Annotated in this window: 18 protein-coding genes and 1 tRNA gene; 7 read left to right on the top strand and 12 right to left on the bottom strand. The window is 57.2% G+C overall.

The window, feature by feature from the left end:
• The 5 genes from ACZ5DH_RS09320 to focA form a co-directional block, all read right to left on the bottom strand.
• A complete protein-coding gene (locus tag ACZ5DH_RS09320; protein WP_464254025.1) occupies positions 1–1,497 on the bottom strand; it encodes a hydrogenase 4 subunit D in 1,497 nt (498 codons plus the stop codon).
• An 18-nt stretch (positions 1,498–1,515) separates the two neighbouring features.
• Complete coding sequence (locus tag ACZ5DH_RS09315; protein ID WP_464254024.1) at positions 1,516–2,493, bottom strand: respiratory chain complex I subunit 1 family protein; 978 nt, start codon at positions 2,491–2,493, stop codon at positions 1,516–1,518.
• Between the two features lie 8 nt (positions 2,494–2,501).
• Positions 2,502–4,538: a hydrogenase 4 subunit B gene (hyfB, locus tag ACZ5DH_RS09310; RefSeq protein ID WP_464254023.1), complete on the bottom strand. Its 2,037-nt coding sequence runs from the start codon at positions 4,536–4,538 to the stop codon at positions 2,502–2,504.
• The gene (locus tag ACZ5DH_RS09305) at positions 4,531–5,160 is read right to left on the bottom strand and encodes a 4Fe-4S dicluster domain-containing protein (protein WP_464254022.1); all 630 of its coding nucleotides are present in this window, start codon (positions 5,158–5,160) and stop codon (positions 4,531–4,533) included. The genes hyfB and ACZ5DH_RS09305 overlap by 8 nt, the downstream gene beginning before the upstream one ends.
• 183 nt (positions 5,161–5,343) lie before the next feature.
• Positions 5,344–6,234: a formate transporter FocA gene (gene focA, locus ACZ5DH_RS09300; protein WP_464254021.1), complete on the bottom strand. Its 891-nt coding sequence runs from the start codon at positions 6,232–6,234 to the stop codon at positions 5,344–5,346.
• 464 nt (positions 6,235–6,698) lie between these two features.
• Here focA and ACZ5DH_RS09295 point away from each other — a divergent pair, with 464 nt between their 5' ends.
• The gene (locus ACZ5DH_RS09295) at positions 6,699–6,833 is read left to right on the top strand and encodes a BrnA antitoxin family protein (protein WP_464254020.1); all 135 of its coding nucleotides are present in this window, start codon (positions 6,699–6,701) and stop codon (positions 6,831–6,833) included.
• A 253-nt stretch (positions 6,834–7,086) separates the two neighbouring features.
• On the opposite strand, the gene ACZ5DH_RS09290 is transcribed toward ACZ5DH_RS09295, so the two are convergent.
• From ACZ5DH_RS09290 to ACZ5DH_RS09270, 5 genes are all read right to left on the bottom strand, one after another.
• Entirely contained in the window at positions 7,087–7,422 is a 336-nt protein-coding gene (locus ACZ5DH_RS09290; protein WP_464254019.1) for a hypothetical protein, read from the bottom strand.
• A gap of 64 nt (positions 7,423–7,486) precedes the next feature.
• Entirely contained in the window at positions 7,487–7,861 is a 375-nt protein-coding gene (locus ACZ5DH_RS09285) for a type II toxin-antitoxin system death-on-curing family toxin (protein ID WP_464254018.1), read from the bottom strand.
• A complete protein-coding gene (locus ACZ5DH_RS09280) occupies positions 7,858–8,094 on the bottom strand; it encodes a hypothetical protein (RefSeq protein ID WP_333534662.1) in 237 nt (78 codons plus the stop codon). Before ACZ5DH_RS09280 ends, ACZ5DH_RS09285 begins: the two co-directional genes overlap by 4 nt.
• Positions 8,095–8,432: 338 nt before the next feature.
• Positions 8,433–8,507: transfer RNA gene (locus ACZ5DH_RS09275), tRNA-Gly, on the bottom strand.
• A gap of 345 nt (positions 8,508–8,852) precedes the next feature.
• The gene (locus ACZ5DH_RS09270) at positions 8,853–9,542 is read right to left on the bottom strand and encodes a GntR family transcriptional regulator (RefSeq protein WP_464254017.1); all 690 of its coding nucleotides are present in this window, start codon (positions 9,540–9,542) and stop codon (positions 8,853–8,855) included.
• Positions 9,543–9,918: 376 nt separating this feature from the next.
• Between ACZ5DH_RS09270 and ACZ5DH_RS09265 the strand changes: the two genes are divergently transcribed.
• Both ACZ5DH_RS09265 and ACZ5DH_RS09260 read left to right on the top strand, forming a co-directional pair.
• Positions 9,919–11,268: an MFS transporter gene (locus ACZ5DH_RS09265; RefSeq protein ID WP_464254016.1), complete on the top strand. Its 1,350-nt coding sequence runs from the start codon at positions 9,919–9,921 to the stop codon at positions 11,266–11,268.
• A gap of 30 nt (positions 11,269–11,298) precedes the next feature.
• Positions 11,299–12,489: a mandelate racemase/muconate lactonizing enzyme family protein gene (locus ACZ5DH_RS09260; protein WP_464254015.1), complete on the top strand. Its 1,191-nt coding sequence runs from the start codon at positions 11,299–11,301 to the stop codon at positions 12,487–12,489.
• 44 nt (positions 12,490–12,533) lie between these two features.
• On the opposite strand, the gene ACZ5DH_RS09255 is transcribed toward ACZ5DH_RS09260, so the two are convergent.
• Positions 12,534–13,475, bottom strand: coding sequence for an IS481 family transposase (locus tag ACZ5DH_RS09255; RefSeq protein WP_464254014.1), 942 nt, complete (start codon positions 13,473–13,475; stop codon positions 12,534–12,536).
• Positions 13,476–14,536: 1,061 nt separating this feature from the next.
• On the opposite strand from ACZ5DH_RS09255, the gene fdnG reads away from it, so the two are divergent.
• From fdnG to ACZ5DH_RS09235, 4 genes are all read left to right on the top strand, one after another.
• Entirely contained in the window at positions 14,537–17,578 is a 3,042-nt protein-coding gene (gene fdnG, locus ACZ5DH_RS09250) for a formate dehydrogenase-N subunit alpha (protein WP_464254013.1), read from the top strand.
• A 49-nt stretch (positions 17,579–17,627) separates the two neighbouring features.
• A complete protein-coding gene (locus ACZ5DH_RS09245; protein WP_464254012.1) occupies positions 17,628–18,287 on the top strand; it encodes a 4Fe-4S dicluster domain-containing protein in 660 nt (219 codons plus the stop codon).
• Between the two features lie 304 nt (positions 18,288–18,591).
• Positions 18,592–19,572, top strand: a complete 981-nt coding sequence (locus ACZ5DH_RS09240) for a formate dehydrogenase accessory protein FdhE (RefSeq protein WP_464254011.1) — start codon at positions 18,592–18,594, stop codon at positions 19,570–19,572.
• A gap of 385 nt (positions 19,573–19,957) precedes the next feature.
• Complete coding sequence (locus tag ACZ5DH_RS09235) at positions 19,958–20,401, top strand: cytochrome c3 family protein (RefSeq protein WP_464254010.1); 444 nt, start codon at positions 19,958–19,960, stop codon at positions 20,399–20,401.
• 474 nt (positions 20,402–20,875) lie between these two features.
• Here ACZ5DH_RS09235 and ACZ5DH_RS09230 read toward each other — a convergent pair whose 3' ends face one another.
• Entirely contained in the window at positions 20,876–22,693 is a 1,818-nt protein-coding gene (locus ACZ5DH_RS09230; RefSeq protein WP_464254009.1) for a HAMP domain-containing methyl-accepting chemotaxis protein, read from the bottom strand.
• Between the last annotated feature and the right edge of the window lie 90 nt (positions 22,694–22,783).

Genomic DNA, 22,783 nt, shown 5'->3' with positions numbered 1-22,783 from the left:
TTAGCCTCCGTGGTTCAACCAGTAAACGGCCATGATGCTGGAAGAGAACGACATGAAAACAAGGATGGCCAGCACCAGCTTCATGGCGGCGGGAACAGGCTGCGCCTGCGCCACTACCTCAGAGGGTTTGCCGGGTACAGTCTTGCCGAACCAGTAGAGGAACCAGGCAAAGCTGCCCACGGATTCGATCATGACCAGTATGGTCAGCACCATCACAAACCAGTGGCTCGCTCCAAGGGCAAAACCCGTGGTGAAGATGGGGTATTTGCTGAAAAAGCCGTTGAGCGGCGGTACGCCGGTGATGGCCAGCGCCGCCACGCAAAAGCCTATGCCCAGCAAGGGCAGGCGTGACAGGATGCCCTGCAACCGGGTGAGGGTGCGCGTGCCACACGTGTAGCTGAGCGCTCCAGCCACGAGGAAAAACAGGCTTTTTGCAAATGCGTGGTTGAAAATGTAGGCGATTGCGCCAAACAGCAGCACCGTGTTGCGCAGAACAGGATCCGTGCACAGGATGGCCAGCGAAATGGCAAAGAAGATGTACGAGAGCTGGGTAATGGTGGAATAGGCCAGCAGGCGCTTCATGTCGGTCTGCGGCAGGTACATGATAAAGCCGTAGATGAGGGTTATCACGGCCATGACCATGCCCACCTGTCCCACAACCGGGGGGACATCCCCTGCGGCCATAACGGCGCGGGCAAAAATGAACACGCCCACCTTGACCATGGAGGCTGCGTGCAGGTAGGCGCTCACCGGGGTGGGCGCTTCCATGGCGTCGGGCAGCCACATGTGCATGGGAATCTGGGCCGATTTGCCCCAGGCCGCAAAGAGCACGCCGCCCACGATGATGATCTTGGCGGTATCGCCAAGCCCGGCCATGCCGGAGAGGGCAAAGGAGCCGGTCTCGTGGTACAGCCAGGCTGCAGCCACATAGAGGCCCAGCGCGCCAAGGTGGGTCACCAGCAGGGCCTTCATGCCCGAGCGCAGCGCCGTGGGGGTCTGGTAGTAGCCGATGAGCGCCCAGGAACAGCCGCCGGTGATTTCAAAGAACAGCAACTGGCCAAAAAGGGTGGAGGAAAGCGTAAGCCCGGCCATGGCGCCGATAAAGGCGAGCATGATGGCGTAAAAACGGATAGTGCCCTCATGCGGATGCTCGCGGTTGCCCTTGGTCAGGTAGGCCGTGGAGTACAGCACCACCAGAAAGCCGAGAAAAACCACGGCAAAACAGATGAGCGTGCTTACCCTGTCGATGAGTACGCCGAATATTTCCACTGTGTGTCCAGCGCCGCCAAGCAAGGTGGAACTGTAACTCACAAGGCTGAATGTGCAGTTTTCGGGCATGCCCGCATTGAGGTATGCCAGGCCAAGGGCCGCGCTGCCTGCCGAAGCGGCAAGGGCAACCACCAGCGCCAGCGCCCGTGCCGCGCGATACGGCAGGCAGGCGGCGAGCAACGCGCCGATGAACGGTATCAGGATTGTTGCCAGTGCAATTTTATCCATGACTTCTTCCTCGACGCCCTAGAGCTTGCTGAAGTAAAAGACGAATGCCAGGGCCGCCACGCCAAAACCGGACCACGTGACGCGCGGCGTCAGCAGAAAGCGCCCGCGGGCAAGGCTGTTTTCGTACAGCGACGCCAGCACAAAGATGACCAGCAGCTTCAGTATGAGTATGACGGCTGCGGCCAGCACGGATACAGCGTTCAGGCTCTCGGGCGTTACATTGCCAAAGGGCAGAAACACGCTGATGAACACGCTGGCAACGACCGCCTGCTTGAACTTTACGCCCAGGCTGACCAGGGCAAGGCCGGGGCCGGAATATTCGGTCAACGGGCCTTCCTGAAGTTCCTGTTCCGCTTCGGGGTAGTCAAAGGGGATCTTGCCCATTTCAATAAATACGGCAAAAGCGCAGGCAGTCATGGCCAGTGCCGCCGCCGTGGGCATGGAGCCTCCCCAGTTCTGGCGGAACACCTCGCTGATGACGCCTAGGTTGGTCGAACCCGCGATAAGGGCCGCCACCAGCAGGGCCAGCATGAGCACGGGCTCCACCAGCACGCCCAGCAACATTTCACGGCTTGCGCCCATACCGGCAAAGGGACTGCCCGAATCCAGCCCGGAAAGGGCAAAGAAAAAACGGTAAAGAGCAAAAAGATACAGCAGGGTTATGAGATCCGCCGCGCTCGCCGTCTGCGAACCGGTCACGATCACGGGCAGCGTCATGGCTATGGCCGCGGCGCTGGCAATGAGCACAAAGGGCATGATGCGGAAAATGATGCCTGACTGCGCAGGAGTCACTTCCTGCCGGGTCATGAGCTTGGCCAGGTCGCGGTAATCCTGCAGCACGCCTGCGGCGCCCAAAGGCCCAAGGCGCGAGTGCATTCTGGCCCGGATCTTGCGGGAAATGCCGGACAGCAGAGGAGCCAGCAAAAGCAGAAGCAGTGTCTGCGCTGCGGCCAGCAGCAAGGATACCGGCCAGGACAAGGATTGCATGGTGAACATGGTTCCCCCTAGGCGGCTTTGATGAGAAGCAGCGTGATAAGCGCGATGATGATATACAGGCAGTAGACGCGAAAATCGCCCTGCTGCAGCCGCTGCACGCATATGCCGGTCTTTTTCACGGCACGGACGATGCGGGCAAGAATGCCGTCGTCCCACATGGGTTCCACACTCCGCGCCGTACGTATGACCGAGTCAAGCGCGCGCGACATGGCCGGGGCGGGATCAAGCGCCTGGCGCAGGCGGTAGAGCCCCGCAAACACGTGGCGCAGCCCCTGGGTAAAACTCCCGGCGGAGAGGGCCATGCGTTCTTCGTAGCCGTAGCCGCAGGCCCACGGGTCATTTTTGCGGCGCAGGGGCAGGCGGTCGGCCTTGCCGATCATAAAGACCAGCAAGGGCAGCAGCATGCCGCCCAGCAGCAGGAGCATTACCAGCGTGGGCGAAAGCCCGGTGGCGGCGTCCGCACCGGGAATGAGCACGCCCTGGCGCACGGCTTCAAGATGCTGCTGGCCAGTGGTGAGCGAATCGGCCACAGCGCTGACAACAGGAGCCACGCAGGCCGCGCCCACGCCCAGCGCCACGCACAGCGCGGCCAGTCCAAGCATGGAAAGCGTCATGGCGGCGGGAACTTCCGTGGCTTCCGCAGCCTTGGCGCTACGCGCCTGACCGCAAAAGCTGATGCCGTACACTTTTACAAAACACATGGCGGCCAGAGCGCCGGTGATGGCCAGCATCACGATTGCCACAGGGCCGGAAAGCCGCGCAATGACGGAGGAATGCTGGCTGATGCTCACAAGGCCCTGGTAGGTGTACCATTCACTGACAAAACCGTTGAGGGGCGGCAGGGCGGAAATGGCCATGCAGCCCACCAGAAAGGCCAGGGCCGTGCGCGGCATGCGCTTGGCAAGGCCGCCCATCTTTTCCATATCCTTGGTGTGCACCGTGTAGATGATGGCCCCTGCGCCAAGGAACAGCAGGCCCTTGAACACGGCGTGGTTCAGCAGGTGGTAGAGCGCGCCCAGAAAGCCCAGTGCGGCCAGCAGCGGGTTCTTGAGGGCAAGGCCCATGAGGCCCACGCCCACGCCCATGAGGATGATGCCCACGTTTTCAACCGTGTGGTAGGCAAGCAGGCGTTTGATGTCGTGTTCTGCAAGCGCGTACATAACGCCCAGCACTGACGAAACAGCACCAAAGGTCAGCACCACAACGCCCCACCAGACAGGCATATCCACGCCGCCCAGCAGGTCTGCGCCCACCTTGATGATGCCGAACACGCCGATCTTGACCATCACGCCCGACATCATGGCAGAAGCGTGCGAGGGCGCTGCCGGGTGCGCTCTGGGCAGCCAGCCGTGCAGGGGCAGCATGCCAGCCTTGGCCCCAAAGCCGAAAAATGCCAGCAAAAAAGCAATGGAAGCCATGAGCGGCGAAATCTGCGCCTGACGGAAAGCCGCAAAATCAAGGCTGCTGTCAGGGGTGTGGCAGTACATGATGAAGAACGAGGCCATGATGAGCACAGACCCGGCATGCGCTATGAAAAAGTAGAGCAGACCGGCGCTGACCGCTTCGCTTTCCTGGTCGGCGATGACCAGAAAATAGGAAGAAAGCGACATGACTTCAAAAAAGATGATAAAGTAGAAGGCGTTGTCCATGACCATCAGCGCCACCATGGAGGCGATGAAGGTATTCATGAAAAAGCCCATGGCCGCAGCGCCCTTGCCTTCGTATTCCCGTACATAGGCCAGGGAATAGATGGAAGCGGCAAGCGCCAGCAGGGAAATGACGCCCGTCATGAAGGCTCCCAGCATGTCCAGCCGTACGGCCAGATGCGCAAAGGGAAACGGCCCCGCATAGACATGGCTGAGGGCCTCGGCCCGTTGCAGCAGAAAGGGCAGGACAGCATACAGCCCAAGCGCGCCGCCAAGCGCGCCAAACAGGCCGCTGACGGTGATGGCGGCCCTTTCGTTGCGGCCCAGCAGCAGGGAAAGCACGCCACCCGCCATGTAGGCCAGCACAGCCCAGAGCAGGATTTCAAGTGGATCACGCATGCTGCACCCCCGACATGGTTGTTGCCGCCGGGACGGCTTTGTCGTCGTGTTTTTCCAGCTCAAGCGTGGCAACACGTTTGTTGTTTTGCAGTTCGGCCAGTGTTCTTTCGTCCACAAGGCGCAGGGCCATGGTGGGGCAGGCCTCCACGCAGGCCGGGCTCGAGCGGAAGTAGCAGAGGTCGCACTTTACGGCCACAGTGCGGCGGCCCACATTCCACGCCAGAAAGGAGGGCATGGAATAGTTGCTGCCCGGGGCATCGGCCAGTTCTTCTTCCGGCACATAGTGCTCGTACACTTCCGGGTGCCCGGCGGGCCTGTCGGCCGCAGGGGCAATGGCCCCGAAAGGACAGGCAAGACCGCACAGCTTGCACCCAATGCAGTTGCTTTCGTTGATGTGCACCGAATGCCCAGTGGCCGTGATGGCGTTCACCGGGCAGACCTTGGCGCAGGGCATGTCTTCGCAATGGCGGCAACTCACAGGCGCTGTGCCGTTGCCGTAGCGCATGACCTCAAGCCGGGGTCTGCCGAGCAGCCCCTGCTGCTCATGCGCCAGCGAACACGCCGCCATGCAGGTATTGCAGCCGATGCATTTGACCGGATCCGCAAAAATGAAATGGTTCATAAGCTTCCTCGTTACGCAAGGGATCGTGATAATGGCGCCTCGTCAGCAGAATGCGTGCCATTATGCATCAACCGAGTATTCATGCGCATTTTTGGGAATATATCGGCCCGCTGCCCGTGCGGCGGGCTGTCCATAAGGCCGTGTTCGACACTTTTGACGAAGTGCTTCGACAGCTTCGACATTTTAGTCAACGGTCGGGGACTGCTTTTGCTGGGCGGCCTTGCTGGCGGACTGGTGGGCCTCGTGACCGTGCCGCAGGTAGATGAGCCAGTGGAACAGGCCCACAAACACGCCTCCGCCAAGTATGTTGCCCAACGTTACGGGTATGAGGTTCTTGAAGATAAAGTTCTGCCAGTTCAGCACAGAGGCTATGTGCGCGGGGTCGGCCAGTTTGGCCGCCACTTCTGGGGGCATCATGTTGCTGCACAGAATGCCAATGGGAATCATGAACATGTTTGCCACGCTGTGTTCAAAACCGCAGGCGATAAAGAGCCCCACGGGGAACAGACAGGCAATCATTTTGTCAAACAGTGAGCGCCCCGCGTAGCTCATCCACACGCCAAGGCAGACCATCAGGTTGCACATGACCCCCAGAAATACGGCTTCAATAAATGTATGGGTCAGCTTGTGCTCTGTGGTGTTGATGTAGAAGATCGCAATGCTGCCGCCGTTTTCCCACGGGTGACCGCTGAGCAGTATAAGCGCCACAAGAAACAGGCTGCCCACAAAGTTTCCAGCGTAAACAACGCCCCAGTTGGCGAACATCCGCCCCCAGGTGATCCTGTTGCTGGCACGGGGAACAAGAGTCATGGTTGTGGAGGTGAACAGATCCGCGCCCAGAACAATGACCAGCATGAGCCCAAGGCTGAACACAAGGCCGCCCACAATTTTTCCGGCGCCGGTTGCATTGGCTATGGCGCAGTAAACAAAACCCAGACCGATAAACACGCCCGCCGCAACAGCAAGTAAAAACGCCTTGCCCGCAGGCTTGATGGCCTTGCCTTCCATAACGGCAGCCGCCTTGTCGCACATCTGATAAGGGCTTAACGCTTCGAAGGAGGAGGAATCGGCCATAATTATCTCCTTTGCAGTGAAAAAAATATGATTGAGAATATTTGCACATATTGCAAAGGGGATGCCAAATAAAAGATATTATATTTTAATATGTTGCATAGATTTTTTGAAGGCATGGTTTTTGGGGAAGGTGTCGAAGCTCACAATTGAACCATGTGCCGATGCGTGGAAGCGGGACAGAAATGGCAGAGGGGATGGACATCAAGCGAAAATCACAGACAAAACAGGATTGAAAGGCACATTGATATCCGGCTGCGGGCGTATGCAAAAAGGATGTGTGTTGTACGCTTGTTTGTGAATTGTAGCACAATCGACTTGGTGGTCTGTGTGACCATTCGCGTGTCCGCATCCAGTTCTGCCGCAAAGATGGGGGGCGACAGCGCAAAAAAATGGACATACCTGACAAATCTGGCACGCCCACCCCTTGACTGATACAGAACTCATGAGTTTTGTACGCTGCCGACGTGCCCGGGGAAACCCTGGTCAAGCGCCTGCGTACCCTCAAGAAGCGGGTCGCCCAACAATCACTGACTGTACGTTATGATGCGGATATTGTTGAATGCTATAGGAGCAAGGGCAAAGGACAGCAGCAGCCATGAATGATGCTCTGTGTGTGCGTGGAAGCGGAAAAGGGAACGCTGCAACCGTAATCATTTTTCCGTCAGCATTTGCACACGCTCCTGTTGAAAAATGAAAACATTGAAATGCTTGTAACCAGGGCGGGAATCTTTTGGGGTTCCACATCCCAGGCCCGCGCGGTCAGCAGCACATAGTCCAAAACAGCAAGGGCCGGGGAATCACCCCCGGCCCTCGGCTGTGCCTCTTCCACAAAGAATCGTCGTATCAGCCAGTTCAAGCTCTGTCGGCAGTCGGGAAAGATGGCCGATAACTTTTTCTTGATGCGCCAGTCCTCCAGGCAGTTAAGGAGATTGAAAGTAACAGGATCAAGGTTGCGGCCTGCAGCGCATCAAAATCCGTATGCCGGATATGCGCAGCCTCATGATCTGTGAATCCCTTGGCCAGCGCCAACATTTTCGGCACGCAATCCATCGGCAATGATGGCAGATAAATGACCCTGCCATTGGTGCAGGCGGTCTTTCCGCCAATATGCACCTGCACCCCGTACTGCTCTCCCAGCACGGACGCCAGCAGAGGCTGGCAGTTAAGAATGTCTTTCGAGCGAATCATGGCACCTCACAATAAAAAAAGCCCGGTGCGTAGCCGGGCCAGTGGTTCATCATTTTTCACGATCTCATTCCGTAATAGTTCGCAAGTCATGCAGCATAGTGGGGAAGCGCCCCGCAGGCGGCAGTTGCAGCCAGCGGATGACAAACGCATACAACCTGTCCGAGTCTGCCCGGATGTTATGCCCATTGATCCGCAGAAACACCGAACAGGCGGCAAAGGCCGTCCGCTTGTTCCCGTCCACAAAGGGGTGGTTGATAAGCAGGCTTTCCAGCAAGGCGCAGGCTTCTTCCACAACATCCGTATAGTAGCCGCTCTGGGGCCGGTATGCAGCCGACTCCAGCCCGCCCATATCCCGAACGCCGGGCGCCCCGCCATACCTTTCAACAAGAATGGCGTGCATGCCCAGAATGTCGGCAACAGTCAGGTAATCCCGGCTCACTTTGCAAGCTCTTTATACAGGGCGTCGTGCTCAATCATGCTGACTTCAAGGGCGTCAAGCACGTGGCGCCGCGCCATGGGGCGTTTGCGATTCTCAATGTAGGCGCGCACCGCATCTTCCAGCACGGCCTGAATCTGCCGTCCGTCCTCTTGCGCTACAGATTTAAGGCCTTCATAAAGATCGGGCTCCATCTGGCTGGCGAACTTGACCCGCTTTGCGGATGCCTGTGTCATGACAATCTCCCTTTTTTTGAAGGCTACGAAGCCCATAGCTTTGCGTCAAGAAATTTCTTGATATTACCACAGCCCCAGGCTGGGAATGGCAGGATACGGCACGGCAGTGCCAACATTCACAGAAACATCCGGCAGCACGGGCGCATCATCCTGTCGCTATCCACGGTGCTGTTATCCTGCCCTTACGTATCCGCTATTGTTTGGGGTCAGCTTGTTTAATCCTGATCTTTCACATCCTTCAAGGTACGTTTATTTATTGTAAGCGGGATATTGGCGGGATATTTATGCCAAAAACAAAAATGCCCTTACGGTTTTTAACCATAAGGGCTTGATTTTTCTGGAGCGGGAAACGGGATTTGAACCCGCAACCTTCAGCTTGGGAAGCTGACACTCTACCGTTGAGTTATTCCCGCAGAAGTAAGGCTAGATTTATACGGCAACGGGGCTGCTTCGTCAAGTTAATAGTGACGGTTGGCGAGCCTGCAGCGGTTTGCAAGCGCCTTTTTTCTTTCCCCGCCATTCGCAAGAAATTGGGCCTTAAAAAGGCGGCAACAAATCGCATTTTTAGGCTGAATGAAAACTTTGAAATGTGAAGTGTTTCAAAGGTAATGCGCTCCAGTACGATGAATGCCGACGACGAACTGATGCAGAATCCGGTCTGGCCCGGCTGCTACAGCCTGGGCGGAAACGCATAGCCTGTTCAGATGGCGCGGGTGCGGCGCGTCATGACCAAAGGGGTACGGTTCATGACAATTCCGTTACACGCAGGTTCCCGAACCTTCGCGGGCAAGCCGTCCGATATTGTCGGGGGTGAAACACCGCCCGATATGTGCCTCAAGGTTGCGACAAGCCTCGTCAATACGGCCAGCTTTAAGGTCGCCGAAAAATTCCCGATGCTCAATGATCGAGCGATGCACGAAACTGCGTTCAAAGGAGAGACGATATCTGACCGCGCTTAATTGGGCCGCAATCCGATAGTAGAAGGAGATCAGGAACGGATTGTCCGTATGCGTAAAAAACAACTGGTGCAGATCTGTATCCGTTCGCAGGTACAGCTCCACATCCGCGCCCCGGATACTGCCGCCGCTTTTATCGAGCAAAATATATGATTCCTCCAGAAGTTCGCCCATTTCCTTGAGCAGCCGTATGGAGTTGCGTTTCATCGCCTGGCGCAGCGCTCCCACCTCGATCAGCTGGCGGGTTTCCATGAGCCGCTCCAGTTCCCGCACGGTAGGCGCGAAAACAAACGTTCCCTTGCGTGGGAGGATGACCACCAGGTCTTCTTTCTGTAATGCGAGCAAGGCTTCGCGCACCGGCGTCTTGCTCAAACCGAACCGTGCGGCCAGTTCGCTTTCGACTATCTGCTCACCAAAACGCAGATCGCCGGTTATGATCTGGCGTTTTATTTCGTCGATGGCGGTGCCGGTCAGAGTCTTGGGGATGCGCATTCAAAATCCCTCCGTACACAACTATCAAAAAAGAATAGCCATCGATGGTTCTCTTGTCAAAAGAACGCATTGCGCATCCCCATGCGTTCTCGCATCCATGTTGTTCGATCCGGACTCTCCCTGGTCCCGTGCATCGGCCGGAAACGTAAAATATCAGATGAAAATAAAATCAGGCTACGCGCATGCCGGTAATCGCCCGGTACGTTCCCGAAACCATACGAAAACCGCTCTGATATATTGTGTATGACAGTAAAAAGTATTGCACGACTCTGATTTTTTTATATTCTGCTCTGAAAATAGTAAAAGATCTTTTCCTAAGGCAGCATGTGGCAATTCAAGAAAACCCCAGGTATGCGCGTTTGAACAAGGAGTTCACATGGCAACACAGACGTCCATAGAATCGAGAACGCTCTCCAAAATAAAATGGAAAATTATTCCTTTTTGTCTTCTCATGTATTTCATCAACTACATAGACAGGATCAACATCGGGTTTGCAGCGCTGGACATGAATACGGAGCTGCATATTTCCAACGCGGCGTTCGGATTTCTGTCCTCGGTTTTCTTTATCGGGTATTTTCTGCTTGAAGTGCCGAGCAACATGCTCCTGCACCGTTTCGGGGCCAGGAGGTGGATGGCGCGGATATGCGTCAGTTGGGGCCTGGTGACGCTGGGCATGTTCTTCGTGCAGGGGTATTCGCACGTTCTGTCGCTGCGCGTTCTCCTCGGAATCGCGGAAGCCGGCTTTTTTCCGGGTATGATCTACTACTTCACGTTCTGGTTTCCCGCAAAAGAGCGGGCAGGGATTATCGGTCTGTTCATGCTGGCGGTTCCGGTAGGCAACTTCACCGGCGCACCGCTCTCCACGTGGATAATGGATAATATCCATTGGCTGGGGCATTCGGGATGGCGCTGGATGTTCATGCTGGAAGGGAGTGCCGCCGTTGTTGTGGGCATAATGGCGCTCTTCGTTCTCACGGACAGCCCTGCCAAGGCCAAATGGCTTACCGAGGAAGAAAAAGCGTGGTTGATAGACCGCCTGCACCGCGAAAACGAACTCAAAAAGGACACGGCTTCCTTTACCCTGAGGCAGACGTTCTCTTACATCCGCGTATGGCAACTGGCTTTCATCTATATGTTCGTGCAGATAACCACCCAGTCCGTGAACTACTGGATGCCGATCATCGTGAAAAGTTTTTCTGCCACTTTTTCAAACACGTCTGTGGGCATGTTGCTGATGCTGCCCGGCATAATCAGTCTCATCATAATGCCGCTCTGGGGCAGGCATTCGGATAAAACCAAGGAACGAAAATACCATACGGCCTTGCCGATGCTCCTTTCCGGCATCGGGCTGGCCCTGATAGCGGTTTCCGACAACATGCACGTGCGCATTTTGGGCGTGGTCCTGAACGCAGTCGGCAACGTGGCTTTCTACGGCCCGTTCTGGAGCTTGCCGTCAATATATCTTACCGGCCAGGCAGCGGCCATCGGCGTCGCCATCATCAACTCCATGTCCAGTCTCGGCGGATTCATCGGCAACAACATCGTCGGGGTTCTGAAGGATTCCTCCTTCGGCAATAGCGGGGTTCTCGCGTTTCAGGCCGGGTGCTGCATTGTAGGGTTCCTGCTCACCCTGTCCCTGAAACTCCGGGATGACGCGCTGTATGACGATACGGCCGATTCCGTCGATCCCGTGAAAACAAATGCTTCTCCGGTCCATTCCAAATAAACGCAATCGCTCCATACAAAGGGAGAAATTATGAAGATCACCAGCGTAGACGTTTTCAGGCTTTTTCACGGTAAACCCAGCATTCTTGACGGCACCGAGTTTTTTCCCACGGTTGTCCGGATCAACACCGATGAGGGCATCAGCGGCTTCGGGGAACTCGGCCTCGCCTACGGCAACTCGCAACAGGCCGCGTTTGGCATGGCAGCGGACTTCGCTAAACTGATCATCGGCATGGACCCCCTGAACAATGAGGAAATCTGGGAAAAATTGTTCCGCAAGCCCTTCTGGGGCATGGGCGGCGGCACGGTCATCTTTTCCGGCATCAGCGCCATCGACATCGCTCTTTGGGATATCAAGGGCAAGTATTTCAATGCCCCGGTGCATAAGCTTCTCGGCGGCAAGACCAACGGCAGGCTCCGGGCGTATGCGAGTCAGTTGCAGTTTGACTGGGACGAGCGGACAAAGGGACTTGTGGCGCCGGAAGAGTATGCCGAGGCAACGCGAAAGGCGTTGAAACAAGGGTATGACTGCATCAAGGTGGATCCGGTGGGGTATGACCTCGAAGGTAACTGGATGAGATGGAACAATTATGGCATTCTTCAGTACGATCAGCTCAAGGTTGCGGTGGATCGCGTCGCTGCGATGCGTGAAGCCGGCGGGGACGCAATGGACATCATCATCGAGCTTCATTCCCTGACGGACACCAACACCGCCGTCCAGCTTGGCCGCGAACTCGAAAAGTTCCGTATCTTCTACTACGAGGAGCCTGTGCACCCACTCAACAGCGTTTCGATGAAAGAGGTGTCCAACCGGGTCAACATCCCCATCGCTTCCGGGGAACGGATTTACAGCCGCTGGGGATACAGGCCTTTCTTCGAAGACCGTTCCATCAACGTCATCCAGCCGGACCTCGGCAATTGTGGCGGCATTACGGAAGGCAAGAAAATCTGCGATATGGGGAATACCTATGATTGTGCCGTCCAGGTCCACGTTTGCGGCGGGCCTGTGGCGGAAGCGGCCGCCTTGCAGCTTGAAGCGGTCATCCCCAACTTTCTCATCCACGAAACCCACATTATCAACACTATCAAGGCCAATACCGAGTCCTGCAAATACAGCTACCAACCGAAAAACGGGTACTATGAAATTCCCGACCGCCCCGGCATCGGACAGGAATTAACGGAAAAAACGATGGAAGAAGCGTACAAGATCACTATCAACTGACCTTCGGGCAGCTGATTTTAGAGCGATTTCACCTTGAGAGTGCTCTAGATGTAGAGTGTCAACACGTTGTTCACCCCCCCTAGCTTCGAAGCTGGAGGTTTTTTGCCAAGGGCCGAATGTGGTCGCAGAAAGTTATAACGATGCGTCCATCTCGGCAGATAAGCTGTTCTTTTCCATGAGTGGGTATACGTTTCGGCGTATGCCCACTCATTCAATGCTGTTCGAATAAAGCGTTCTGCCTTGCCGTTGGTTTGTGGCCGGTAAGGCCGGGTTCGCTTGTGCTTTATCCCAAATTCACGACAGGCATCACGAAACTTCCACGACCTGTAGCACGATCCGTTATCCGTCAAAATTCGTTCTACCTTGATGCCGTGCACGGCATACCAGGCAACGGCAAACCACAAAAACTCTACCGCGGATTCCGCTGTTTCATCCGGGAGAATGGCGGTGTACGCGGCCCTTGAGGCATCATCAACGCAAACGTGCAGGTATTCCCAGCCTGGCCGTCTACGGTGGGCATTGCCCAAACCGACTTTGCGATGCCCAACGCCATCAATCTTGCCCAACTTCTTAATATCCAAATGCAGCATTTGCCCAGGATTTTCCCACTGGTAGCGCTGGACAGGATCCTTTTTCTCCAGGGAAGCCAGCCGGGAACAACTGAGCTTGCGTAAGGCTCGGAACACGCTGCTGCGACAGATATCCAGGCGGAGGGCGATTTCATCTCCGGTTTTCCGCGCTTTCCGCAATGCAAATATTCGGCAGAAATCCTCTTCTGACAGCTTGTTACGACAACGTCTGGGCCGTGAACCGCGATCTGCAAGCGCCTCCTGCCCGCCATGAGCATGGCGACTTTTCCATTTTCTTGCGGTACGCAGGCTCACGCCATATCCAGCTGCCACTCTGGCAGCCGGTTCATATTGCATTCGCCGCACCATTTCTTCTCGACTACGAATCGTCAGTTTGGCATTCTTATGGCTGTTCACCCTTTCCCTCACTCGGTTTGCTGTTGTCTGGTAACTCCAGCTTTACCGATTTTGGGAGGGTGAACAACCTATTGGAACATTACATCTAGAGCAGATTAACTTTGAAATACTTCACATTTCAATTTGTCATTCTGCCGGAAAATGTGATTTGCGGTAGCCGTTAGCGGGGCTTTACCGCTTACGGACAACCAATGCTGTCTTCAAGCGTAGCTTCGCGGCAGTCGTTGGCGAGTCTGCGAGCCTTACGAATGGCGACAGCGATTGTATGGAGTGAGCTGTGTAGTTACGCATGCTGTCTTCAAGCGTAGCTTCCTGCGTCACAACGCTTTAAGCCTGCGTCACAACGGCTGAAGCCTTCGAGCAACGGCTGAAGCTCGGCTGAATCCACGCCACGTTGTGGCGCGCTGCACTTTCGTGCAGCGTTAGAGCCTTTACACTTTTTCAAAGTTAAAATGCTCTAGCCCCCAAGCTGCCGACATCTACCCATCTTTCATCTGGCCATCCCTCCGTCTGTTCTGGCCTGACGCCGCCAGCGGCATGTCAGTCAACATTCTTCAGTACGGGCCGCGCCGCATGACGGCAGGTCCCCTGGCAGCAAAAAGTATAACCATCAGGCCCAAGTGCGAATTTGCTCAGGCCGCCTGACACCTACGGCCGGCTGTCTGGCGGCTTGAACCGCACTGGTGTTTTTCTGTTTGGCATATTTTTTTTTACGCAAAATGCAGAATTAACCGGTGGAGTAAAACAGCATGTATTTCAGAGTGATATTTGGTAAAGCATTAAGGCTCCTTTGGCCCGGCATCCAGGTCCCTGATACCTGTTTAGCGGTTATTCATTTGTAATGGTATGACATTTTACCATGTGGGGAAAAATATCACAAATGGCTGAGAATCCAATATAAATAATCGTACAACCTTGCGACATCACGATTTTTATAATATGGTGACTACGATTCTTTATGTCGTAAGAAGGCGTCCGCTTTGTGGTCGCCGAAGCGATTTTATGCGCGCCTGCCTGCCTCGGCCACGCGCATGTGATAGGCTCAAACAAGGAGAGGTCTTATGAAAAGCACCCGACGGAGTTTTCTCAAAGGTGTCGGTGCAGGGGTGTTATGCCTGACACTGGGGAACCTGGGCTTCGATCTGGGCGAAGCCCAGGCTTACGCCGTTAAACTCAAAATTGAAGGGGCTCGCGAAGTATCGAGCATCTGCCCCTTTTGTTCCGTTCAGTGTCAGATCATCGCCTATGTGAAAGACGGCAAGCTCGTCTCCACTGAGGGCGACCCGGACTTTCCCATTACCGAAGGCGCTCTCTGCGCCAAGGGCGCGGCTCTCTACTCGATGTACACAAGCGATCATCGTCTGAAAAAGCCCCTGTACCGCGCTCCTCACAGCGACAAGTGGGAAGAGAAGGACTGGGACTGGACCCTTGAGCAGATCGCGCGACGCGTAAAAGACGCCCGTGACAAGGACATGATCCTCAAAAACGAAAAGGGCCAGACGGTCAACCGCCTGGAAACCATATTCTGGATGGGAACCTCCCACGCTTCCAACGAAGAATGCGCGGTTATCCATCAAGCTTTGCGCGGCCTGGGTGTTGTCCATATGGACCACCAGGCACGGGTCTGACACAGCCCCACTGTTGCGGCTCTGGCAGAGTCGTTCGGACGCGGTGCAATGACCAACCACTGGATCGACATCAAGAATGCCGATGCGGTGCTTATTATCGGCAGCAATGCCGCTGAACATCATCCCGTGGCTTTCAAGTGGATCATGAAAGCCAAGGACAACGGGGCCGTGCTCATGCACGTTGACCCCAAATTCTCGCGCACATCCGCCAGGTGTGATTTCCACGTGCCCCTGCGTTCCGGCACGGACATCCCCTTCCTTGGCGGCATGGTCAACTATATCCTTGAAAACGGCTGTTATCACAAGGATTACGTTAACAACTACACTGACGCGGCCTTTGTGGTGGGCGACGGCTACGCCTTTAAAGACGGGCTCTTCAGCGGCTTCAACGCCGACGCCCGCAAGTATGACAAAAAAATGTGGGCCAAGGCCGCAGGGCCTGACGGCGCGCCTGTCATCGACCCCACGCACAAGAACCCGCGTTGCGTCATCAATCTGATGAAAGACCACTATTCCCGCTACACTCTCAAGAACGTCTCCGACGTGACGGGCGTGTCGCAGGAAAATCTGCTCAAGGTCTACAAGAACTTCTGCGCCACCGGCAGCCCGGACAAGGCAGGCACCATTTTGTACGCCCTGGGCTGGACACAGCATACCGTGGGCGTGCAGAACATCCGCCTTTCCACCCTTGTGCAGCTCTTGCTGGGCAACATCGGCGTGGCCGGCGGCGGCATCAACGCCCTGCGCGGCGAACCCAATGTGCAGGGCTCCACAGACCATGCCCTGCTGTACAACAACATCCCCGGCTATCACGGCACTCCCCAGGCTCAGTGGCAGACCCTGGCCGAATACAACAAAGCCAATACGCCGGTCACCACACTGCCCAACAGTGCCAACTGGTGGGGCAACAGGCCAAAGTACGTGGCAAGTCTGCTCAAGGGCTGGTTCGGCGATGCCGCCACGCCAGAGAACGATTTCTGCTACAGCCTGCTGCCCAAGCTGGAGCCGGGCGAAGACTATTCGTACATGTATGTTATGGACAGGATATACAATAACAAGATCAAGGGCGGCTTCATCATGGGCGTGAACCCCATGAACAGCTTCCCCAACACCAACAAGATGCGGACAGCCCTGGACAATCTGGACTGGCTCGTCTGCTCTGAAATTCATAACTCCGAAACCACGGACAACTGGAAGCGCCCCGGGGTTGATCCCAAAACAAAGAAGACGGAAGTCTTCCTGCTGCCGTCGGCCCACCGCATTGAAAAGGCGGGCACCATCAGCAACAGCGGACGCTGGCTCCAGTGGTTTGACCAGGCTGTGCAGCCCGGCGGCGAAGCGCGCAACTTCGCTGACGTCGTCGTGCCCCTCTTCAACACCATCCGCAAGATGTATGCGCAAGAGGGCGGCGTGCTGCCCGATCCCATCCTGAAGATGCACTGGACCGACAAGTATGATCCCGAAGACTGGGCCAGGCGCATCAACGGTTTCTTCTGGGCCGACACCAAGGTGGGCGACAAGACCTACAAGCGCGGCCAGCTTGTGCCCGCGTTTGCCGCCCTCAAGGACGACGGTTCAACCTCTTCCCTCAACTGGATATACACGGGAAGCTGGACAGAGGAAGACGGCAACAAGTCACGGCGGCGCGACCCCAGCCAGACGCCCATGCAGGCCAACATCGGCCTCTTCCCCAACTGGTCGTGGTGCTGGCCCGTCAACCGGCGCATTCTGTACAACCGCGCCTCGGTGGACGTGAACGGCAAGCCCTTCAATCCCAAGAAGGCCGTTATTGAATGGGACGGCAGCAAATGGGTGGGCGACGTGCCCGACGGCCCCTGGCCGCCCATGTCCGACCCCAAGGGTGGCAAGCTGCCCTTCATCATGGTCAAGGACGGGCATGCCCAGTTCTACGGCCCCGGCCCTGCCGACGGGCCTTTCCCCGAACACTACGAACCCGCTGAAACGCCCCTGGCGAGCCATCCGTTCTCCAAGCAGCTCAGCAGCCCGGTGTACAAGCACCACAAGTCGCCCATGGACCAGATCGCGCCTCCGGCCGATCCGCGCTTCCCCATTGTGCTGACTACCTATAGCCTCACAGAGCACTGGTGCGGCGGCGGCGAAACACGCAACGTGCCCAACCTGCTTGAAACCGAACCCCAGCTGTATGTGGAAATGAGCCACGAGCTGGCCAAAGAAAAGGGCATCAAGAACGGCGACGGCGTGTTGCTGGAAAGCGCGCGCGGCAAGTGCGAGGCCATCGCCATGGTGACCGTGCGCATACGGCCCTTCACGGTTATGGGCAAGACCGTCCACCTTGTGGGCATGCCCTTCGCCTTCGGCTGGACAACGCCAAAATGCGGCGACTCCACCAACAGGCTTACCGTGGGCGCGTATGACCCCAATACCACCATTCCCGAGTCCAAGGCCTGCTGCGTGAACCTGCGCAAGGCCGACAAGCTGACCGAAATAGGCTAACGAGCAAGGCGCGTCCCCCTCCGGGGGCGCGCCCCACAAGGAGCATACTATGCCGAAAACATTCTTAGTTGACACCACGCGGTGCACGGCATGTCGTGGCTGCCAGTTGGCCTGTAAGGAATGGCACGATCTGCCCGCCAATCACACCAAGCAGCTCGGCACGCACCAGAATCCGCCGGACCTGAACCCGAACAACCTCAAAATTGTTCGTTTTCATGAATATGTGAATGATGAAGGCAATGTGGTCTGGAACTTTTTTCCCGACCAGTGCCGCCATTGCCAGACGCCGCCTTGCATGGACGTGGCCGACATGAGCGTGCCCGGGGCCATTATTCAGGACAAGAAAACCGGAGCCGTGCTGGCCACGGAAAAATCCGCGAAACTCAGTGAAGAAGACGCCCAGGCCGTACAGGAAGCCTGCCCCTACAACATACCGAGGCGCGACCCCAAAAGCGGCCGCCTGACCAAGTGCGATATGTGTATTGACCGCGTTTCCGCGGGCATGCAGCCTATCTGCGTCAAAACCTGCCCCACGGGGGCCATGGTTTTCGGTGAGCGTGAAGAGATACTGCCTGTGGCCCAAAAGCGTCTTGAAAACGCCAAAAAGCGTTGGCCCAAGGCGTTTCTTGCCGACATGGAAGACGTGAGCGTCATCTATCTTCTGGCTGACACCAAGGACAAGTATTACGAGTTCGCAGCCTTTATGTAGAGTGCCTCAGTCAGGTTTCAGTTTGGCATTGCCATAATTGAAAACTGAAATTATGCTGACTTACAGCAATGTAGCTATGGCCGTATTGGCGTTCGGGACGTGCCCCCAAGGGCGGACAGCCCCGAACGCCAATACGGCCAGGCGAGGCGCTTGAGTACGCCCGGTGAAAACCATTTTCTCCGGAAGCTGGCCTGCCGCCCCGGCGGTCGGGTACGGCTCTGTATCAAGTGTGGCGCGTGGGGCTTCCTGTGCGTCGCTGTCACCTTTCGATCGGAGGTCGCGGCCTCCGGGTTTTGGAGCATCAATGGCCTTATCCCGCCAAAGCGTGGCAAAAACCCTGGAGGACGTGGCGGCGCGCCGTCCCGTTCTGGAACCCGTACTGCGGGCTTTTGAACCTTTGCTGACCGCCCAGGCCCAACTGGCCGAAGATCTGGCCGACAGCGTACGCGCCACAGGGTTGCGCCTGCCGGAGCTTCAGGCCGAAGCCACGACGCGGGGGCTTTCGCTGTTGGCCGGCATGCCTCTGAATGGCCTTGCCGCGCCCTTGCGCGGCAGCGCCGAAAAACTGTTGCCCCTGCTGGCCGGGCTTGAGGCCATGGCCCCGCATATCTCCGCGCTGGAAGCCCTGCTGCTTGCGCCGGTGAAGAAGGGCTCCAGGAAAAAAACTACGACCAAGGCAAAGCCCGACCCGCGTGAATCGCTGGCCGAGGCCATGCTTTCGGGCAACAGTGAGGAAGAGACGCGCCTTGCGGAGCAGCATGGCCTTGATCCTTCGGTGCTGCTGTTCGCCTTTGGATTTGTGCTTGCGCCTGTTCTGCGCGCCCTTGTGGCGCAGAGCCTGCCTGAAGAAGGGGAGGCGCCCTGGGACGTGGGCAGCCAGTGGAAGCAGGGCTATTGCCCCGTGTGCGGCAGCTTTGCCAGCATAGGCTGGCTGGACAAGCCGGTTCTGGATGAAAAAAACGCGTACCTCGCGGGCGGCGGCGGCAAAAAGCATCTGCATTGCAGCCTGTGTGGCGCTAACTGGAAGTTTATGCGTCGCGTTTGTCCCTCATGCGGCGAAGATGGCTCAGGCGTGATGGAAATGCTGCGCGAAAGCGAGGCGGCTCAGGGAGAGCGGCTGGACTGGTGCACCAAGTGCAAGAGCTATTGTCCCACCGTGGATTTGCGTGAACGGGAGGGAACCCCCGACCTTGACGCGCTGGCCCTTGGCATGATGCACCTGGACATGGTGGCGGCCCGCAAAAAGCTGCGCCCGCTCAAGCCTTCGTTCTGGAATACTTTTTAAGTTGGACTGGCGGTTTTGCCGTCGCGTGGCGGCAGCAGGCCGGAAGGCGCGGCGGTACCAAGCCGCACCGCCTGACGGAAGGCGAAGACGCCAGAATTTGTGTCAGACACGCTGCAACAAGGAGCTTTTGTTTTGCGGCTGAGCCGGGCTTTTTACCGCAATGCTGGCGTAGAACGCGGCCTTCGCTAAAAATTCCTTCCTTGCCGGAGAACGAAATTTTCTTTTGCCATATGTTCTGAAAAGGCCGAAAGCATGCCGAACCGGGTAACCGGGAGGGAGCGCGTCCAACGCTATGGGGCTGCGGACGAGACCCGGCGGCCGCCCGGTAAGGGCGCTCCGCATGCGTCAAGACATGAAGGTCTACTACCTCAGGAGGAGCTTGTTCATGAAAACCTTGGTCATCACTCTTTTTGCCCTGACTCTTTTGTGTGCCGGCGGAGCGCAGGCCCGCAGCGTCAAGGAGATGTCGGAAGTCATCAAAAAACCCATTGAGATTGAAGCTTCCGGCTCCAAGCGCATGAATGTCATGTTCCCGCATACGGCGCACAAGGGCATCTCCTGTTTTCACTGCCACCACGAAGAAGGCAGTGACGGCCGCTATGTTGCCTGCACCGAATGCCATGCCACGCCCGGCGCGCGCGAGCGTGATCCCATGAGCATGTTCATGGCCTTCCATTCCAAGAATGGCGACCGTTCCTGCCTTGGCTGCCATAAGAAGCTGGCGGCTGAAAATCCCGGCAAGTTCCCGCAGTTCAAGGGCTGCCGCCCCTGCCACATGAGCCCCGCCGCGCGTGAAGCCGCCGCGGCCGAAAAAACCGCCAAACCGTAATCTTCAATGCCGCTCTGCGGCAGTCATGCCAACGCACGGATGCCGGACAGCGAAAGCTGTCCGGCATCCGTACGTTGGGGCTTGCGCATTGGTTCTGCACATAGCGACGCTGCCTGTGGGCCGTCGCGAAAACGTCTGTGCGACGAGGAACGAGCGGTATTGCCATGCGCAGGCCAAGATGTCAGACACGCCATGCAACATCCGTCAGCGCGTATGCGCCACGCTGACGCACAATAAGAATTTTAGAGCATTTTCACTTTGAAATTGCTCTGGCGACTGTGTGAGTAGGCGCCCGCAGCGAAGGCGTAAGCGCAATTTATTTGCGCTGTTAAGCGCCGAAGCATGCGTGTCTTAAACTTTGAGAATGTCCATTCTCAAAGTTAATCTGGTCTAGGGGGAGAGAGCGTGGGGGAGGTGACCCTTTTTTAAAAGGGTCCCTCCCCCACAAAGCGTTTCAACATACCATTCTCAAGCTCACCCATTGTTGCGCAGTCTTTCCACAAGATTTTCCACTGTCTTTGCCTGCTGCGACAGGTGGATCACGGCCTGGGCAGCCTCGGCCATGTCCTGCGCGCTTTCTCTGGCCGCCTGACTGACGCTGCTGATGGTGCGGTTTACCTCTTCGCTGGCGGCGGACTGCTCTTCGCTGGCGGCGGCAATGGCGCTTACCTGGCCCGCCGTGGTGTCGGCCATGCTCACGATGGCTTCCAGGGCGGCGCCGGATTTGCCGGCGCTGGCTGTGGCCAGCTTGACCTGGGCCACGGCTTCGTCCAGCGAGGACATACTGTGGGCCGTGCTTTTTTGCATGGCGGTGATGGCGGCTCCCACATCCTGGGTAGACGTCACCGTCTTTTCCGCCAGCTTGCGCACCTCGTCGGCCACCACGGCAAAGCCGCGTCCGGCGTCCCCGGCACGGGCCGCTTCAATGGCGGCGTTGAGGGCCAGCAGGTTTGTCTGATCCGCAATGTCGGAAATGAATCCCATGATGCGACTGATGTCGCGGGCGCGGGCGTTAAGGTCATCCATGTCGGTCTTGAGCCGCTCAGAAACTTCGTTGACCCTGTTGATGCTGTCCAGAGCCTGCCGCACGACCAGCGCTCCTTCCTCGGCGCTTGCCCGCGTTCCGGCTGAGGCCTGCGCGGCCTGCCCGGCATTGTCGGCCACCTGCCGGACCGTGATATTCATCTGCTCCATGGCGGTGGCGGCGCCGTCCAGATTTTCCGCCGTGGCCGTGGCCCCCTGGCTGGACTGCTCTATCTGTCGCGTCAACTGGTCGGATGCGGCCGTCAGGTTATGGGCGACGCCCTCAAGCTGCGCGGCTGCGTGCAGGAGGGTTTCTGTTCTGCCCTGCGCCTGCGCCCGCGCGTCCTCGGCTTCACGCAGGGCCGCTTCGGCCCGTTGCGACTGGCTCAGGGCCATCTGCGACTGTGCGTCGGCATTGCTGATGTGCGCCTGCAACGAACCAACCATGGACATGATGGAGGCATACACACCCCGGCGATTTTTGGGGCCACCGTCGGCGTCCGTCTGGTAATCCCCGCTGGCCACACGCTGCGCAAGCATGTTGAGCTGGCCGGGGTCTATGCCCAACTGGCGCCTGACGGAAAAAATCAGCAGGCAGGTCACGCAAACGCTGAACAGCAGCGCCGTCCCGGTAAGGGCCACAGCCATGTTTTGCGACTGCTTGGCAATATGGCGCGCGGCTTCGGCGGCCTGGCGGCTGCGGGCCGTATCCCGGTCAAGCACCTGTTCGTAAAACCGCGCCAGCCGCAGGAAGTTGGCCCTGCTGCGGTCAAAGAGGGCCACGGCCTCTTCGCTTTCGCCTTCCTTGGCGTGCTCGATAATCTGCTGGCGGTTCCGGGCGTCTTCCTGCGTGGCGGCGGCTATGCGTTCCAGCAGTTCCGACAGGCTCGCGGTCCGGGTTTCGTCATTTTGGCCGGATGTGCTGGCGTCCTCTGGCAGGGCACATTCTTCGGGCACGGGACGGGCCGCCAGCTGAGTGTAGTTTTTTTCGTGTTCGGCCAGGGCGCGCAGGGCTCGATTGATACGTGAGGTATACTCGGTGATGGTCACTTTGTCTGTGCGGGTACTTACGGCAGCCAGATCTGATCGCATGGAATAAAGCAGGGCATTCATGGATTGAACAGCCACCACCGAAGGGATGACGGTTTCCGTGATGTGGTCGACGGTGGCGGTGATTTTTTGGCTGTTGCGCATATAGACCGCAAAAAGAAGCACCATAAAAAAAATGATGCTGCAAAACGAAAGAACCAGTTTTGCGCTCAGCTTCATTGGCATCCTCAGTCCTTATTATGGTTAGCACCCGAATCCGTCCATGGCCCATCAACGGCCGCCGCCATCCTGTGGGAGGGCCTGTGCGCG

The sequence above is a fragment of the Desulfovibrio simplex genome (assembly GCF_055387835.1).
Note: the sequence above shows the minus strand (reverse complement) of the source record. Positions and strands in the feature narration are given on the sequence as shown.